10 protein-coding genes are annotated in these 17,884 nt (G+C 41.8%); 3 read left to right on the top strand and 7 right to left on the bottom strand.

The features are described from left to right. Positions 1-4 precede the first annotated feature (4 nt). The 3 genes from fusA to ATS72_RS10100 all read left to right on the top strand — a co-directional run bounded on the left by fusA (position 5) and on the right by ATS72_RS10100 (position 5,285). On the top strand, positions 5-2,119 hold the full coding sequence (gene fusA, locus ATS72_RS10110) for an elongation factor G (protein ID WP_006791258.1): 2,115 nt from the start codon (positions 5-7) through the stop codon (positions 2,117-2,119). 62 nt (positions 2,120-2,181) lie between these two features. Further along, the gene (gene tuf, locus ATS72_RS10105) at positions 2,182-3,366 is read left to right on the top strand and encodes an elongation factor Tu (protein WP_006791257.1); all 1,185 of its coding nucleotides are present in this window, start codon (positions 2,182-2,184) and stop codon (positions 3,364-3,366) included. A gap of 452 nt (positions 3,367-3,818) precedes the next feature. Next, on the top strand, positions 3,819-5,285 hold the full coding sequence (locus ATS72_RS10100) for a bifunctional ADP-dependent NAD(P)H-hydrate dehydratase/NAD(P)H-hydrate epimerase (RefSeq protein WP_058430382.1): 1,467 nt from the start codon (positions 3,819-3,821) through the stop codon (positions 5,283-5,285). A gap of 11 nt (positions 5,286-5,296) precedes the next feature. Here the strand turns inward: ATS72_RS10100 and ATS72_RS18860 are convergent, their stop codons facing one another. From ATS72_RS18860 to ATS72_RS10070, 7 genes are all read right to left on the bottom strand, one after another. Then, a complete protein-coding gene (locus tag ATS72_RS18860) occupies positions 5,297-5,455 on the bottom strand; it encodes a hypothetical protein (protein WP_161936500.1) in 159 nt (52 codons plus the stop codon). 509 nt (positions 5,456-5,964) lie between these two features. After that, positions 5,965-6,315 carry an RHS repeat domain-containing protein gene (locus ATS72_RS10095; RefSeq protein WP_058430383.1) on the bottom strand — a complete coding sequence of 117 codons (351 nt, stop codon included), beginning with the start codon at positions 6,313-6,315 and terminating at the stop codon, positions 5,965-5,967. A gap of 19 nt (positions 6,316-6,334) precedes the next feature. Beyond that, the gene (locus tag ATS72_RS10090; protein ID WP_139295584.1) at positions 6,335-14,479 is read right to left on the bottom strand and encodes an RHS repeat-associated core domain-containing protein; all 8,145 of its coding nucleotides are present in this window, start codon (positions 14,477-14,479) and stop codon (positions 6,335-6,337) included. A 326-nt stretch (positions 14,480-14,805) separates the two neighbouring features. After that, entirely contained in the window at positions 14,806-14,961 is a 156-nt protein-coding gene (locus ATS72_RS18855) for a hypothetical protein (protein ID WP_170865579.1), read from the bottom strand. A gap of 248 nt (positions 14,962-15,209) precedes the next feature. Further along, the gene (gene groL, locus ATS72_RS10080) at positions 15,210-16,859 is read right to left on the bottom strand and encodes a chaperonin GroEL (RefSeq protein ID WP_006791253.1); all 1,650 of its coding nucleotides are present in this window, start codon (positions 16,857-16,859) and stop codon (positions 15,210-15,212) included. A gap of 49 nt (positions 16,860-16,908) precedes the next feature. Further along, positions 16,909-17,196, bottom strand: coding sequence for a co-chaperone GroES (locus ATS72_RS10075; RefSeq protein ID WP_006791252.1), 288 nt, complete (start codon positions 17,194-17,196; stop codon positions 16,909-16,911). A gap of 110 nt (positions 17,197-17,306) precedes the next feature. Continuing rightward, complete coding sequence (locus ATS72_RS10070; RefSeq protein WP_006791251.1) at positions 17,307-17,783, bottom strand: FxsA family protein; 477 nt, start codon at positions 17,781-17,783, stop codon at positions 17,307-17,309. Positions 17,784-17,884: the final 101 nt, after the last annotated feature.

The raw sequence follows: 17,884 nt of genomic DNA, 5'->3' as shown, positions 1-17,884 counted from the left end.
TCATATGGCACGTACAACTCCACTTGAGCGCTACCGTAATATCGGCATAGTAGCTCACGTAGATGCAGGCAAAACCACCACAACAGAACGTGTTCTGTTCTACACAGGTCTTTCTCATAAGATCGGTGAAGTACATGATGGCGCTGCAACTATGGACTGGATGGAGCAGGAACAAGAGCGTGGTATCACAATCACTTCTGCTGCAACAACGTGTTTTTGGAAAGGGATGGACGCTCAATTTGACGCCCATCGTATCAATATTATTGATACTCCAGGACACGTAGATTTCACTATCGAAGTAGAGCGTTCTTTACGCGTACTTGATGGTGCGGTAGTTGTGCTTTGTGCTTCTTCTGGTGTACAGCCGCAAACTGAAACAGTTTGGCGTCAAGCGAACAAATACGAAGTTCCAAGAATGATCTTCGTAAATAAAATGGATCGCACGGGCGCTGACTTTTTAGCTGTTGTTAGCCAGGTGAAATCTCGTCTTGGAGCAACGCCTGTTCCAATTCAGTTGCCAGTAGGCGCTGAGGACGACTTTAAAGGTGTTATTGACCTTATAAAAATGAAAGTGATTAACTGGAACGAAGCGGACCAGGGTATGACTTTCACATATGAGGCAATACCGGCAGACCTTCTTGAGTCAGCTGAAGAATGGCGCTCTCATTTAGTTGAAAGCGCTGCTGAAGCCTCAGAAGAACTAATGGACAAATACTTAGAAGGTGAAGAGTTAAGTGAAGCAGAAATTAAAAATGCTTTACGTCAACGCACATTAGCCAATGAGATTGTTCCAGTAACTTGTGGAAGCGCATTTAAAAACAAAGGTGTTCAAGCTGTGCTTGACGGCGTTGTAGAATACATGCCTTCACCAGAACAAGTTAAACAAATCCAAGGTATCTTAGAAGATGGTACCGAAGAGGAACGTCCAGCTGATGATAAAGCGCCGTTTGCTGCACTTGCATTTAAAATTGCAACAGACCCGTTTGTTGGCACTTTAACCTTTTTCCGTGTTTACTCTGGTACTGTTAAACAGGGTGACGCGGTATACAACCCAGTTAAAAGTAAGCGTGAGCGACTTGGCCGTATCGTACAGATGCATTCAAACTCTCGTGAAGAGATCAAAGAAGTCTACGCAGGCGACATCGCGGCGGCTATTGGTCTTAAAGACGTTACAACAGGTGAGACACTGTGTGCTCCGAATTCAATTATTACGCTTGAGCGTATGGAATTCCCAGAACCAGTTATCTCTGTTGCGGTTGAGCCTCGCACAATCGCTGACCAGGACAAGATGGGTATCGCGCTAGGTAAACTAGCTGCCGAAGATCCGTCTTTCCGCGTACAAACTGACGAAGAATCAGGCCAGACAATTATTTCTGGTATGGGTGAACTTCACCTAGATATTATCGTCGACCGTATGAAACGTGAATTCAGTGTTGAATGTAACGTTGGTAAGCCGCAGGTTTCATATCGTGAAGCTATTCGTTCAACTGTAGAAGTTGAAGGAAAGTTCATTCGTCAATCAGGTGGTCGTGGTCAATATGGTCACGTTTGGTTGAAGCTTGAACCGATGGATATTTCGGATGATGATTCTCCAATTTACGAATTCGTTAACGAAACCGTAGGTGGATCAGTTCCTAAAGAATACATCCCAGCGGTAGACAAAGGTATCCAAGAGCAAATGTCTCAAGGTGTACTGGCAGGCTATCCTTTACTTGGCGTTAAAGCGACTTTATATGATGGTTCGTTCCATGATGTAGATTCGAATGAAATGGCATTTAAAATTGCAGGTTCATTAGCTATGAGAGACGGTGCGCTTAAAGCAAACCCAGTTCTTTTAGAACCACTAATGAAGGTTGAGGTAATCACTCCTGACTCAAACATGGGTGATGTAGTTGGCGACTTAAACCGTCGTCGCGGCATGATCGAGGGCATGGAAGATGCACTTGGTGGACTTAAGCAAATAAATGCGCAAGTTCCACTGTCTGAAATGTTCGGTTATGCGACTGCTTTACGTTCTGCAACTCAGGGTCGTGCTTCTTACTCTATGGAGTTTTTGAAGTACGCTGAAGCCTCAAAGCAGGTTGCAGATACAATAATTTCAGCTCGCGCTGTAATATGATTTTAGCTTGTCTGGCTCAATAGTGAGTCAGGCTTTAATTTCTTAATTAGGAATTTTTTAAGATGGCAAAAGAAAAGTTTGAACGCGTAAAACCGCACGTAAACGTTGGTACAATCGGCCACGTTGACCACGGTAAAACTACACTAACTGCAGCAATCACTAACGTACTTGCAAAAGTATACGGCGGTGTTGCTAAAGATTTCGCATCAATCGATAACGCTCCAGAAGAGCGCGAGCGTGGTATCACTATCTCAACTTCACACGTTGAGTACGACACACCAACTCGTCACTACGCACACGTAGATTGTCCTGGTCACGCCGATTATGTTAAAAACATGATCACTGGTGCTGCACAAATGGACGGCGCTATCTTAGTAGTAGCTGCGACTGATGGCCCAATGCCACAAACGCGTGAGCACATCCTTCTTTCTCGTCAGGTTGGCGTACCTTACATCATCGTATTCATGAACAAATGTGACATGGTTGATGACGAAGAGCTACTTGAGCTAGTAGAAATGGAAGTTCGTGAACTTCTTTCTGAGTACGATTTCCCAGGTGACGACTTACCACTAATTCAAGGTTCTGCACTTAAAGCACTTGAAGGCGAGAAGCAATGGGAAGACAAGATTGTAGAGCTTGCAGAAGCACTAGATTCTTACATTCCAGAGCCAGAGCGTGACATCGATAAGCCATTCATCATGCCTATCGAAGACGTTTTCTCAATCCAAGGTCGTGGTACTGTTGTAACTGGTCGTGTTGAAGCGGGTATCATCAACGTGAATGACGAAGTTGAAATCGTTGGTATCAAAGAGACTACTAAGTCTACTTGTACTGGTGTTGAAATGTTCCGTAAGCTTCTTGACGAAGGTCGTGCTGGTGAGAACATTGGTGCACTACTACGTGGTACTAAGCGTGAAGACGTTGAACGTGGTCAAGTACTAGCTAAGCCTGGTTCAATCAACCCACACACTACATTCACTTCAGAAGTATACGTACTTTCTAAAGATGAAGGTGGTCGTCATACTCCATTCTTCAAAGGTTACCGTCCACAGTTCTACTTCCGTACAACTGACGTAACTGGTGACGTACAGTTACCAGAAGGTGTAGAAATGGTAATGCCTGGTGATAACATCAAGATGACAGTAACTCTAATCGCACCAATCGCGATGGATGAAGGTCTTCGTTTTGCTATCCGTGAAGGTGGCCGTACTGTAGGTGCTGGTGTTGTAGCAACTATCGTAGAGTAATAATTAACGTTTAAGTTAATTGTTAGAAAAAGGTCACTTAGGTGGCCTTTTTTAATGCCTGCAATTTGCCTCACGTGAAGGTGGCGCTCTTACCTCAGGCGTAGGTGCTTTGTAGCAACGTCCAATGAGTGATAGTTAACGTTTAAGTTAATTAATACTAAAAAAAACCGAGCTTAGTCTCGGGTTTTTTAATGCCTGCAATTTGCCTCACGTGAAGGTGGCGCTCTTACCTCAGGCGTAGGTGCTTTGTAGCAACGTTCAATGAGTAATATTTAGCGTTTAAGTTTTTAATACCTGAACAAAAGTGATTAGTTTTCAGTTATCTGACCCGGATAAATAGTGATCTTTAGTACGTTTGAATAAACGAACTTACCTCGATTAAAAGCTCACAAAACTAGCCGCTTGATATGTGTATTTGATAAGGTAGGGTGTCACTTATTAGAGGGGTCTTCATGCTAAATAAACTAATATTTACTGCAAAAGAAGTTAGGGATAACGAGGCACTGGCTGCTAAAAATAGCCATTGTGAGTTATTTACCCTCATGCAGCGCGCTGGGCACGCTGCATTCAACGCTTGGCAAGACTTTAATGCAGAGCATACGTTAGTTGTTGTAGGACATGGTAATAACGCTGGTGACGCTTATATTACCGCGAGCCTAATTAAGCAAGCGGGTAAGCGAGTAACTTTGTGTGCCGTTAATCCTGAAAAATCACTAACAGGAGATGCTGCAAAAGCGTTTAAGTTATGGCGTGATGAAGGCGGTGAAGTTAATGCTTATACGAGTGAGTTATTAAACCGAAGTGATTTAATTATAGATGCAATGCTAGGTACAGGGATCACAAGCTCGGTTCGCGATAATTTTGCTAAAATTATTAATGAAATTAACGCCAGTAATAAACCTGTATTGAGTATAGATGTACCCTCAGGTATCAGCGCAGATACTGGCCAACCTTTAGGTATTGCTATACAAGCAAGTAAAACAATAACCTTTGTTGGTATTAAGCAGGGGCTAACAACGGCTATAGGTAAACAACATTGCGGGGAGTTAATATTTGACGATCTAAATATTGGACCTGCATTTTATGAGCTCGCTACTTCAAGCGGCACACTTATAAATATTAAGAGCTTTAAAAAGCTTGGTGCGCGTAACCTAAATAGCCATAAAGGAACTCATGGTAAACTCCTCTGTGTAGGTGGTAATGAGGGGACGGCTGGCGCAATTAGATTATCCAGCGAGGCCGCACTTAGAGCAGGTGCGGGTATGGTAAAAGTGTATACACATTCAAGTTCTGTAGTGCCTGTAAGCATTGGTAGGCCAGAATTAATGGTAACCAGTACTAATCTAAAAGAAGCGCTTGAGTGGGCTAGCTGCGTAGTAATAGGGCCAGGGCTTGGGCAGGACGAATGGGCACAAAAAACCTTTGAGGAGGTTATATATTATTGCCAAACTAATAACATGCCACTGGTTATCGATGCCGATGCGCTAAATTTATTATCCAAGCAAGCCTCATCATACACATTAAAGCAATGTGTACTTACACCGCACCCAGGAGAAGCATCCAGGCTATTAAGTAAAACTATTGTGGATGTTGAGTCAAATAGGTTTGAGAATGCTCGATTGTGTGCTAAGCGCTATAACGCTACTTGCGTATTAAAAGGAGCCGGAACATTAATTGATAATGCTGAGAATACGTTCGTGTGTGAAGACGGTAACGCAGCACTGGCCGTTGGTGGTAGTGGCGATGTACTCACTGGTATTATTGGCGCTTTACTGGCTCAAGGTTTAAATATTGATGAAGCAGCGCGATATGGCGTAACACTGCACGCTAAAGCCGGTGATATCGCCAGTGAGCAAGACGGGCAGCGAGGTATGCTACCCTCCGATTTATTTAGCATAGTGAGACAGCTGTTAAACTGACTTTCATTAGATTAGTGTTTAGTCACTTTGCTTAAAAGCTTGGTCAGAATGAGATCTTTTTCTGTTTGAAGGAGTTTATCTTCAGTCGCTGCTTTTTCGATATTAGCAAACATCTCTAGGCGCTTTACTTTTTCATAGGCGAGCTCGCTTTCATTGAGCTCACTAACCAATACAGGTTTTACTACCCCAAAGTTAGGGTCATCAACTTTGTTAAAATCAAACTCTGCATCTAAATACTCACCGTAAGGTACGTTGTAAATAACAGCAATCCAGAGTTTTTTTTATTTACATCGTGAGAGCTTAACCAGTGTGTTTTCGGAACTAATATATCAGCCGAATAATAAATATCATCATAGAAAAAGTCGCCATCGATTCTAAAGTAAGCGAGTGACTCCCCTCTACTGTTTGCCAGTTCAATTTCGGCCGTAAGTAATTTTTTTTACTACCGACTAACTCAACAAAATCTTCTTTTCTTAGCCCTATGTAGGAGCTTTTTAAATTTTTTACGTTGTTGTACTGTTAATTATTTCAGTTGTTAACAAAAATTATACCCCCACTACTAACTAAGTTATTTACCTAAAAAATATGGGGCTACTATTTTACGTATAGTTTCTAAAAAGTAGCCGAAGTATCGCATATAAGGTAGGTCAAGAAAATGAACCTAAATACACATCAGATCCTAAATAGAGGTTCTTTTCAGCTTAGTTTTTACTTTTGGCGATCGAGTAGCTATTAAGCTCCCTGCAAAAAATAGAAAAGCCAAACTAAAAGCACCGCCACTAGAGCTCTTTTTCTCCGGTTCTGGTGTGGCAGGTGTATCATCAGAACCGTTATCAGTGCCGTCATCCTTGCCAGATGTGCTCACTGTCGGTGTGACTTTAACGAGGTTACCGTTGGTATCGTATTCATAGCTAACAACCATACCGTTGTCGTAAGTGACTTGTTGCAGTTTGTTTGAATCGTCATATCTATATACGGTTGCTGTGCTATAAAATGAACTGAACAATAAAATTAAAAGACTATATTTCATAAATCACTCCCTACTTAAACTATTGTTTTTTATTCCATTCATTGAAATGTTTTGTTAATTGCTCTGCTTGCCTTTTAAAAGCAGGGTCAATCCGAATCAAGTCGTTAAGTCCATCAGCAAAGATTTCATCGAGTCCTGTTTCATTATTTGTTTTTAGTGACAAATTATCTAATTTATTTTTTATTTTAGCTTTATTACTGTTCCCCCAACTTTCTGTCATGCGATGCACAGCCCGAGGAATCGATACTGTAGTAGTCGAGTAAACACCAAGGTTAAACTGTTTTAGTAGTTTTTGAGGGATAATGTGATGGGCTTCATAACCTTTTTTAAAGCCTTTTAGTTTATTATATGAACCGATTGCATAAGTTCCTAGTTTATCTGAATAAACTACAACTTTCCCTACAGGTATAACTGGTTGTGAATCATCAAAATTCGAAGCTGTTAGAGCAAAAAAAACTAAAGCACAAACGTGAGCAGGCGTCATCCCACTTGGGTCAATGAAATTAACCGGATCACCACCAACATAGGCATAACGATTTAGCGACCCTAAATCGCTTATGTCACCACGAATAGGATCTTTACTCACAAAGCGGCGTAACTCAGGTGAATAGTAACGGGCGCGCATATAGATAAGGCCATTAGCATCAGTAATTACACCATCACGGCCGTTATATCCAAATGGTGTTGTAATTGATTGGTTTTGCTCTACAAAGTTTGGTGCGTCAAAGCGTGTGCCAAATGGCGTATACCCATAACGAGCAACTACATCACCACTTGAATCGCTGATTGCAACTACCGAGCCGCGATAGTCATAATGGAAGTAATATTCCTGTGCGGTTTGATTTGCTTTGTTACTTCGTTGTGAAACTAAACCATAAGGACTATAAATAAAGTAGTGATAATCTACCGAATCATCAGGGTTTGTTACCTCTTGCCACGCAATTTGCGGTAAACCTAGGTAGTCAGGGAGCAATGAATAACGAATAGTTGTGTTACCACTTTCACTTGAATAGGTTTGCGTATCGCGCATACTTTCAGCGTTGTAAGTGTATTGGTGATTGCCAGCACTAGCCAACTGATTTCGGGCATTAAAGTCTAATTCTATATCACCTACATTGAGTGTATTGCCATCAAGGTCAAAGTTAAAAATTTCTGAATTTTTACTAGCAATACGGTTATCGGCTGAATAGGTCATAACCTGCTCAGTTAATAATTCAACAGGTGGTGCAAATTCAGGTGTAATATCTTCCTTAGTAACTTGCCCAATAGCATTGTAGGTATAATGCTGTTCAAGTATTACAGTGCCGTCTGGCGCTGTATCAATACTACTGGTTAGCCTATTTAGCTTGTTGTAGGTGTTTACCAAAACAGTGCCATTTCCACGAATGATTTTTGTAATATTTTGGTTCGCGTCATACTCATACTCAGCAGCGATAACATCCTGATTTAATGCAGAAACAGAAGTTACTAAATTGAGTTCGTTATAAGTGTATTTGATGGGGAGGTTTTGATTCCCATTGTTATTGATGTATTGAACTTGCTCTAAGTTACCTGCGGCATCTCGAAGAAAGTTAACACCACGAAAGTTATTGTCATTTTGCTTGTATAAACTGACTCTATTTAAGTGGTCATATGCTCTTGTAATCGTGAGATCATTTTCCGTAATGCTTGTAGCGTTAGCATTTTGGTCATACCCATAACTAATAGTAGAAATAGGGTCGCTTACGCTGATTAGACGTGAAGCTATATCATACTCGTTGCTACTTTGGTGATTGCGGCCATTAATAAAAGTGCTAACTAAGCCATTTTCATTATATGAATATTGCAGCGATACGTCGTCAGCTGTCGTTTCTGTCTCTACTTGGGCATTATCATTAAGGGCAAGCGTACGTGTATCATCAGCAGGTGCGGTAACACTGATAACGTTGTTATCGTTATCGTAGCCTTGTTTTGCAATAAGCAGCTCATCGTTACTGCTTGGATGAGTAATGCTGATTAAGCGTGAGAGCTTGTCGTATGTGTTGTTCCACTCTTGTGATAAGGCATTAGTCGTTTTGGTGGTTTGCCCGAGTAAGTTATATACGAAAGATTGTTTATTACCAACGGCATCCTCCGTTTGTGTAGTGCGATCCATTTCATCAAACGTTGCTTTAATGGTATTACCTTTAGCGTCACTGGATTCAATTAAGTTGCCATTTTCATCAAATTCGGCTTTAACTATATTTCCTAATGCATCGGTTGTTTCGATAACCCGACCAAGCTCATCACGGTTTATTTTGATGGTATTGTTATTTGGATCTGTACTCTCGATTAACCGACTCTCACCGTCATATTTATATTGATAAACTATATCCTGAACGTTTTGATTAAGGCTGATGATACGTTTTTCTATTAGATCGCCTTGACCATTATAGTTGTACACCGTTTGAGCCGCGGTACTAGAAGTGCCGCTATTACAACGTTTATCGCAATACTCTATAACATTGCCTCTGGCGTCATAGACCCATGTTTCAAATAATCCGAGTGGATCAATCTTTCTAGTCACTCGGCCTAAGCCATCGCGTTCATAGCTAGTGGTATTACCCTGCAAATCAGTTTCGGACTCAATAAAACCATCAGCATCATGATAAATACGGCGAGTATATTCTTCGGGGTTTGTCTCGCTCGTTAATAAGCCATTTGTATAACCATAGTATGTTGTTCTGCCTTCAGGTGTGGTTACGCTTAATAGCTGATTATGTTCGTTATAGGTAAATGAAGTAATTAACCCAAGTGCGCTTGTTATGAATTCAACATTATTAGTACCAGTTACGTAGCTATAAAGGGTTTCTTCCCTTAGTGCATTTATATGTTTAATAGTATTGCGGTTAGAGTCATATTCTTTTTTATCAACAGCACCGTCTGGCATTGCTAATTCGGTAATATCACCAAACTCTGTATACGCTATGCTAGTAGAATAACCGCGGCCATTAGTAACAAGTGTTGGTTTTCCTTCTTCGTTGTATTCAAAGTTTTGCTCATGAGAAAGGGCGTTTACCTCTTTAAGAAGCTGATAATTTTTATCAAAGGTTTTTTGAGTGATTTCACCATTTCTATCATTGATAGTTGTAATAACGTGTTCATCGGTTTCTTGATAAGAGAGGCGAAGCGGCAAATTGTCATCACGCGAATCTTCCTGCTCAGTTGCACGACCTTTGTTGTCGTATGTAGTCGTACTAACTAAAACAGAATTTAGGAAATGGTCAACGATCTGATCAAGGTTGTTGTAGGTGAACTCTTCAACCATACCATCTGCATGAGTAACTTTGGTTAACTGCTTGTTTTCATAGCTTAAACTAACTGACCTACCATAATTGGTAGAAGCCTCAACTAAAAAACCATCGCTATTATAGCTGTATGTAATGCCAACATTGCTAACAGGTTCATATGCTTTCTTAAGACGACTTTTCTCATCAAATTCAAAGTTAGTGCTTTGCCCTTGATAGTTCTCTATACGAGTTAGGAAATTAAATTCGTTGAATATATAAGTTAAACGATTACGACGCTCAACTTTGAATGTGCCATCTTCAAGTTTGGTTAGTTTATCTAAACGACAGCCAAAGCTTTCGGTATTATATGTGCCATCACCTTTCGGACTAAACTTATGCTGTTGATTATCAGACCATAAAATAGTGACGTCGCCATTTGGTGCTTCTGCTATTTGCGCCGCATAGGCATTAGCAAAGTCCCAACCCACTCCAATACCGCTTTGGCCACGAATGAGTGAGTTATAACTGATAGCAAACGTAACAGGTACAACACCATTAACGGTAAGTAGCCGCTTATGTTCAACTTTAGCGCCGTTGCTTGCAAGGATAGGGTTTGAACCTTTGGTAATAGTAGCTGCTGTTATTTCACAATCAGATATTTTTTGAGGTGCAGTTTCAGCCCCTTCATAACCAGAAACTACTTCTTCCGTTTCTTGGGGCTGCACAACTTTAATAGTATAGGCAAAAATATCCTCATTACCACTTTCATCTGTGGCGATGAATTTAAGTGTTAAATCACTTAAATCGTTATTGGTACGAGTATAAGAAAAAGCGATATCTTGTCCGTATGGGTTAATTACATTAACTATGCGATCGAGGTTGTTATCACCCTCCCAGTCGGCTTGAATGCTGACAAGATCGCCATCTATATCTTCACTTTTTACCGTGATAGTGAATTGCTGATCTAATATAATGTAACGAGGTATATTATCGATCCATACTAATGGATCATTAGAATTAACTGGTGGCGTTACTTCAACATGCCAATATTCACTACCAGCAATTACCTTATGCTTGTTTTCATTTTGAGTATCTTTTAAGTAAAAACGTTTTTGTCCGTGTACGTCAGGCGTGCATGACATAGTAATTACAGAATCTGAAGAGCTTAGTAATTGGCAATGACCATTAGTGCCTTCAATATTACCAATAGTAGTATTCTTTAAGTTTTCACCTAGTAATGTAAATACTGTTTTGGAATCTTGAGGTACACGTTTAGGGCTAAAGTCAATTAAGCGAGTTTCTGTGTTTGGTTCTTCTTGCTCTATAAAGGTTGCTGAAATCGTTAAGTCTTCTTTTATCAATAATTCGCAAGCTGCTGCTCTACAGTCATTCGGCTGAGGTTCGCGATCATAATTCCATTGGCTAAACTCCCAACCTTTGGCTGGGCTTGCTACTAAAGTTACTTTGGTATCATTTTCATATTGATAGCTACACTTAGTTCCACAATTAATCTCATTGGTTGGAGAACTAAATACTTTACCTTGACCCGAGTGGTTTACAGATAATATAGAGCTGTTTTCACGGACTTCTTGAACACTTATAGTCCAACTTTCAGAGCCTGCAAGGCGCGCGCCCCCAGATTCGGCTTTGACATAGAAGCCTTTATTCCCTTTCACATTAGGTGTACAGGAGAAGGTAGCGCGAGTAGAGCTTTGACTGTTGCGATTACATAGGCCAGTCATGCCTTCAATACTCGCGATAACGGTGCTTGGGATGTTGGTGCCATTAACAGTGAAAGTGGTCGCTTTACCGACAATAGCTGAATCGGGTGAGAAGCTGGTTAAGTTAGGTGCTGTGTCCTCTTGAACACTAATTGTCCAATTTTCAGAGCCCGCAAGGCGCGCGCCCCCAGATTCGGCTTTGACATAGAAGCCTTTATTCCCTTTCACATTAGGTGTACAGGAGAAGGTAGCGCGAGTAGAGCTTTGACTGTTGCGATTACATAGGCCAGTCATGCCTTCAATACTCGCGATAACGGTGCTTGGGATGTTGGTGCCATTAACAGTGAAAGTGGTCGCTTTACCGACAATAGCTGAATCGGGTGAGAAGCTGGTTAAGTTAGGTGCTGTGTCCTCTTGAACATTAATTGTCCAATTTTCAGAGCCCGCAAGGCGCGCGCCCCCAGATTCGGCTTTGACATAGAAGCCTTTATTCCCTTTCACATTAGGTGTACAGGAGAAGGTAGCGCGAGTAGAGCTTTGACTGTTGCGATTACATAGGCCAGTCATGCCTTCAATACTCGCGATAACGGTGCTTGGGATGTTGGTGCCATTAACAGTGAAAGTGGTCGCTTTACCGACAATAGCTGAATCGGGTGAGAAGCTGGTTAAGTTAGGTGCTGTGTCCTCTTGAACATTAATTGTCCAATTTTCAGAGCCCGCAAGGCGCGCGCCCCCAGATTCGGCTTTGACATAGAAGCCTTTATTCCCTTTCACATTAGGTGTACAGGAGAAGGTAGCGCGAGTAGAGCTTTGACTGTTGCGATTACATAGGCCAGTCATGCCTTCAATACTCGCGATAATGGTACTTGGAATGTTTGTGCCATTAACAGTGAAAGTGGTCGCTTTACCGACAATAGCTGAATTTGGTGTGAAGCTGGTTAAGTTAGGTGCTGTGTCCTCTTGAACATCAATTGTCCAATTTTCAGAGCCCGCAAGGCGCGCGCCCCCAGATTCGGCTTTGACATAGAAGCCTTTATTCCCTTTCACATTAGGTGTACAGGAGAAGGTAGCGCGAGTAGAGCTTTGACTGTTGCGATTACATAGGCCAGTCATGCCTTCAATACTCGCGATAACGGTGCTTGGGATGTTGGTGCCATTAACAGTGAAAGTGGTCGCTTTACCGACAATAGCTGAATTTGGTGTGAAGCTGGTTAAGTTAGGTGCTGTGTCCTCTTGAACATTAATTGTCCAATTTTCAGAGCCCGCAAGGCGCGCGCCCCCAGATTCGGCTTTGACATAGAAGCCTTTATTCCCTTTCACATTAGGTGTACAGGAGAAGGTAGCGCGAGTAGAGCTTTGACTGTTGCGATTACATAGGCCAGTCATGCCTTCAATACTCGCGATAACGGTGCTTGGGATGTTGGTGCCATTAACAGTGAAAGTGGTCGCTTTACCGACAATAGCTGAATCGGGTGAGAAGCTGGTTAAGTTAGGTGCTGTGTCCTCTTGAACATTAATTGTCCAATTTTCAGAGCCCGCAAGGCGCGCGCCCCCAGATTCGGCTTTGACATAGAAGCCTTTATTCCCTTTCACATTAGGTGTACAGGAGAAGGTAGCGCGAGTAGAGCTTTGACTGTTGCGATTACATAGGCCAGTCATGCCTTCAATACTCGCGATAACGGTGCTTGGGATGTTGGTGCCATTAACAGTGAAAGTGGTCGCTTTACCGACAATAGCTGAATCGGGTGAGAAGCTGGTTAAGTTAGGTGCTGTGTCCTCTTGAACACTAATTGTCCAATTTTCAGAGCCCGCAAGGCGCGCGCCCCCAGATTCGGCTTTGACATAGAAGCCTTTATTCCCTTTCACATTAGGTGTACAGGAGAAGGTAGCGCGAGTAGAGCTTTGACTGTTGCGATTACATAGGCCAGTCATGCCTTCAATACTCGCGATAATGGTACTTGGAATGTTTGTGCCATTAACAGTGAAAGTGGTCGCTTTACCGACAATAGCTGAATTTGGTGTGAAGCTGGTTAAGTTAGGTGCTGTGTCCTCTTGAACATTAATTGTCCAATTTTCAGAGCCCGCAAGGCGCGCGCCCCCAGATTCGGCTTTGACATAGAAGCCTTTATTCCCTTTCACATTAGGTGTACAGGAGAAGGTAGCGCGAGTAGAGCTTTGACTGTTGCGATTACATAGGCCAGTCATGCCTTCAATACTCGCGATAACGGTGCTTGGGATGTTGGTGCCATTAACAGTGAAAGTGGTCGCTTTACCGACAATAGCTGAATCGGGTGAGAAGCTGGTTAAGTTAGGTGCTGTGTCCTCTTGAACATTAATTGTCCAATTTTCAGAGCCCGCAAGGCGCGCGCCCCCAGATTCGGCTTTGACATAGAAGCCTTTATTCCCTTTCACATTAGGTGTACAGGAGAAGGTAGCGCGAGTAGAGCTTTGACTGTTGCGATTACATAGGCCAGTCATGCCTTCAATACTCGCGATAACGGTGCTTGGGATGTTGGTGCCATTAACAGTGAAAGTGGTCGCTTTACCGACAATAGCTGAATCGGGTGAGAAGCTGGTTAAGTTAGGTGCTGTGTCCTCTTGAACATCAATTGTCCAATTTTCAGAGCCCGCAAGGCGCGCGCCCCCAGATTCGGCTTTGACATAGAAGCCTTTATTCCCTTTCACATTAGGTGTACAGGAGAAGGTAGCGCGAGTAGAGCTTTGACTGTTGCGATTACATAGGCCAGTCATGCCTTCAATACTCGCGATAACGGTGCTTGGGATGTTGGTGCCATTAACAGTGAAAGTGGTCGCTTTACCGACAATAGCTGAATCGGGTGAGAAGCTGGTTAAGTTAGGTGCTGTGTCCTCTTGAACATTAATTGTCCAATTTTCAGAGCCCGCAAGGCGCGCGCCCCCAGATTCGGCTTTGACATAGAAGCCTTTATTCCCTTTCACATTAGGTGTACAGGAGAAGGTAGCGCGAGTAGAGCTTTGACTGTTGCGATTACATAGGCCAGTCATGCCTTCAATACTCGCGATAACGGTGCTTGGGATGTTTGTGCCATTAACAGTGAAAGTGGTCGCTTTACCGACAATAGCTGAATTTGGTGTGAAGCTGGTTAAGTTGGCTTGAACCATATGAGGTATGAAAGAAAAAGGGATAAGACTAACTATTTTTAATAAATATTTCACTAGGACAGTCCATAATCTTAAAGTGTTGATTACAATAGTTGCACAAATGTTTTCATTTGTTAATGGTTTTTTAATTTTTTCTGCGGTTTAATTTTTATAATAGAAGTTTTTGAATAATAAATAGCTCGAGTAACTTATATAGCCATGTCCAACATAGCAGTTATATCCTTATGGATCTTAGAAACCAGCCTAGCTAATATAGAGTGACAGCACACTACTAATAAACCGTTTCAGATTAGGCATTAATGAAATGATCTATAGGTTTCTATTGAAGTGTACTTTACAGAATATGTTTTTAGGGCACTCTAACAGCTAAGCATAATCATTTATTCCATTTCTTCATCCGGCGGGTCGCCTGAATCTTCCTTACGTTTACGCTGCTCTTGCTTCGCCTTTTGAACATTTTCGTAGGTAGGTGGCGGAATAGGCATCAGGGAAATAAGCGGAAAAAAAGCTAAAAATAAATATGCCCCTTTCGACATACTTTTACCCCAAGTAATCATTTTTAACAAAAGGCACACTATTAAAAGCAGCAATGCAGATATTAGGGTTACAAGCACTGCGATGAAAGTAATTCCATTACTGTTAAGTATGTCCATGGTGTGGTTTTTTAATTTATACGTTATTACTATTTGGGGGTAAATTGAACAATAACAATAAAAAAGTACTAAAAAGTAAAAACCCAGCCGAAGCTGGGTTTTATATAAGCAAGGTGCTTAAACGGTGATGATTACATCATGCCGCCCATGCCACCCATTCCGCCCATGCCACCCATATCAGGGGCACCAGCAGCTTCTTCTTTAGGGATTTCAGCAACCATTGCTTCAGTTGTGATCATTAGACCCGCAATAGACCCTGCAAATTGTAGTGCAGAGCGCGTTACTTTAGTTGGATCTAGGATACCCATTTCAATCATGTCATTGTATTCGCCAGTTGCTGCGTTGTAACCGTAGTTACCTTCGCCACCTTTAACAGCGTTAATAACAACAGATGCTTCGTCACCCGCGTTAGTTACGATTTGACGAAGAGGTGCTTCCATCGCACGAAGGGCAACTTTAACACCGTGGTTTTGATCTTCGTTATCGCCAAGTAGTTCAACTAGTTTGCTAGCTGCACGTACTAGAGCAACACCGCCACCCGGTACTACGCCTTCTTCAACCGCTGCACGAGTTGCATGTAATGCATCTTCAACACGGTCTTTTTTCTCTTTCATTTCAATTTCAGTTGCTGCGCCTACTTTAATTACTGCAACACCGCCGGCAAGTTTAGCCATACGCTCTTGTAGTTTTTCTTTATCGTAGTCTGATGTTGCTTCTTCAATTTGTGCTTTAATTTGAGAAACACGACCGGTAATGCCTTCTTCTTCGCCAGCACCATCGATGATAGTTGTATCGTCTTTAGTGATAACAACGCGCTTAGCTGTACCTAGGTCTTCAACTGTTGCTTTTTCAAGCTCAAGGCCAATTTCTTCAGAAATAACAGTACCGCCAGTTAATACGGCGATATCTTGTAACATCGCTTTACGACGGTCGCCAAAACCAGGAGCTTTAACCGCTGATACCTTAACAATGCCGCGCATGTTGTTAACTACAAGCGTTGCAAGTGCTTCGCCTTCAAGGTCTTCAGCAATGATTAATAGTGGCTTGCTTGCTTTAGCAACGGCTTCTAATGTAGGTAGTAGCTCACGAATGTTAGATACTTTTTTATCTACAAGTAGAATAAATGGGTTATCTAATTCAACTGCGCCTTTTTCAGCGTTGTTAATGAAGTAAGGAGATAGGTAACCACGGTCAAACTGCATGCCTTCTACAACATCTAGTTCGTTCTCTAGTGATTGACCTTCTTCAACAGTAATAACACCTGTATTACGGCCTACTTTTTCCATTGCTTCTGCAATGATGTCGCCAATTTCTTTATCAGAGTTAGCTGAAATAGTACCTACTTGAGCAATAGCTTTAGTATCAGCACAAGGAACAGAAAGCGCCTTAAGCTCTGCAACAGCAGCAATGATTGCTTTATCAATACCACGTTTAAGGTCCATTGGGTTCATGCCTGCAGCAACCGCTTTAAGGCCTTCATTAACAATAGACTGTGCAAGTACTGTAGCGGTAGTTGTACCATCGCCGGCTGCATCGTTTGCTTTAGATGCAACTTCTTTAACCATTTGCGCGCCCATGTTTTCAAACTTGTCTTCAAGTTCGATTTCTTTTGCTACAGATACACCATCTTTAGTGATCACTGGAGAGCCAAACGATTTGTCTAGTACAACGTTACGGCCTTTAGGGCCTAATGTAACTTTAACTGCGTTTGCTAGGATGTTTACGCCAGTTAGCATTTTAGCGCGTGCGTCACCTGCAAAAAGTACTTCTTTAGCTGCCATGTTTTAAATTCCTCTAAATTCTTAAATGTGTGTTAAACGAAAAGTAGGCTTAGCCTACAATGCCTAAAATGTTGTCTTCACGCATGATCAGGTACTCTTGACCTTCGATCTTTTCAGTTTTCTCAACATATGAGCCAAATAACACAGTGTCACCGGCTTTTACTTCTAAAGCTCTAACGTCACCGTTATCTAAAATACGACCATTACCTACGGCTACTACTTCTCCGCGAGTTGATTTTTCAGCTGCAGAGCCAGTTAATACAATACCGCCAGCAGATTTTGTTTCTTCTTCTAGACGTTTAACGATTACGCGATCTTGTAAAGGACGAATGTTCATGTTTTTTAGTTCTCCTAACAGTTTCTGAACAGTACAGAAAAAAGCTTTTCTAATTTGCATTCATTAATGGGGGTAGAGTAAAAAATTCCAAGAGAAAAAATGATAAATTTTTAATCTTTTCGTTCAAACTCACCATCAATGGTTGTTGGTTGTTCGGTTTGTTGCTGGTCACGCATTGAATGCGGTTGTTGAGCGTATGGGGAAGGACCTTGTTGCATACCTGCACTCATTCTCACAGTTGCCTGACTTGCAAGGCCTGCAGCTAATTTATTACGAATTGCAGGGGTTAATAAAAGTAAACCAAAAACGTCAGTCATGATGCCTGGCGTTAACAATAGTACACCGGCAATAATTACGCATATTCCCGTGAATAATTCTTTAGCAGGCATCTGGCCTTGCGCCATTTGCGTTTGCGCATTTTGAAGTGCGCCCATACCTTGTTGTTTCACCATCTTAGCGCCTAAAATTGCGGTAATAACCACTAGTGCAATAGTCGCTACACCCCCTATTACATCGCTTACTTGAATTAACAAGGCGATTTCGATAATAGGAATGATAATAAACAACACAAATAAAAATCTAAACATAATGCTCTCTAAATAAGGTACTCGTAAGAGTTGATGAAATATAAGTGAGGGTTAATAGGTCTCTTTTCAAGGTTAATGCGTAGGTAGTGTCATTTAACTGG

The sequence above is a fragment of the Pseudoalteromonas sp. 13-15 genome, from assembly GCF_001468205.2.
GTDB classification, from domain to species: domain Bacteria; phylum Pseudomonadota; class Gammaproteobacteria; order Enterobacterales; family Alteromonadaceae; genus Pseudoalteromonas; species Pseudoalteromonas marina.
The sequence above is the reverse complement of the archived record's forward strand: the minus strand, read 5'-3'. Positions and strand labels throughout refer to the sequence as shown.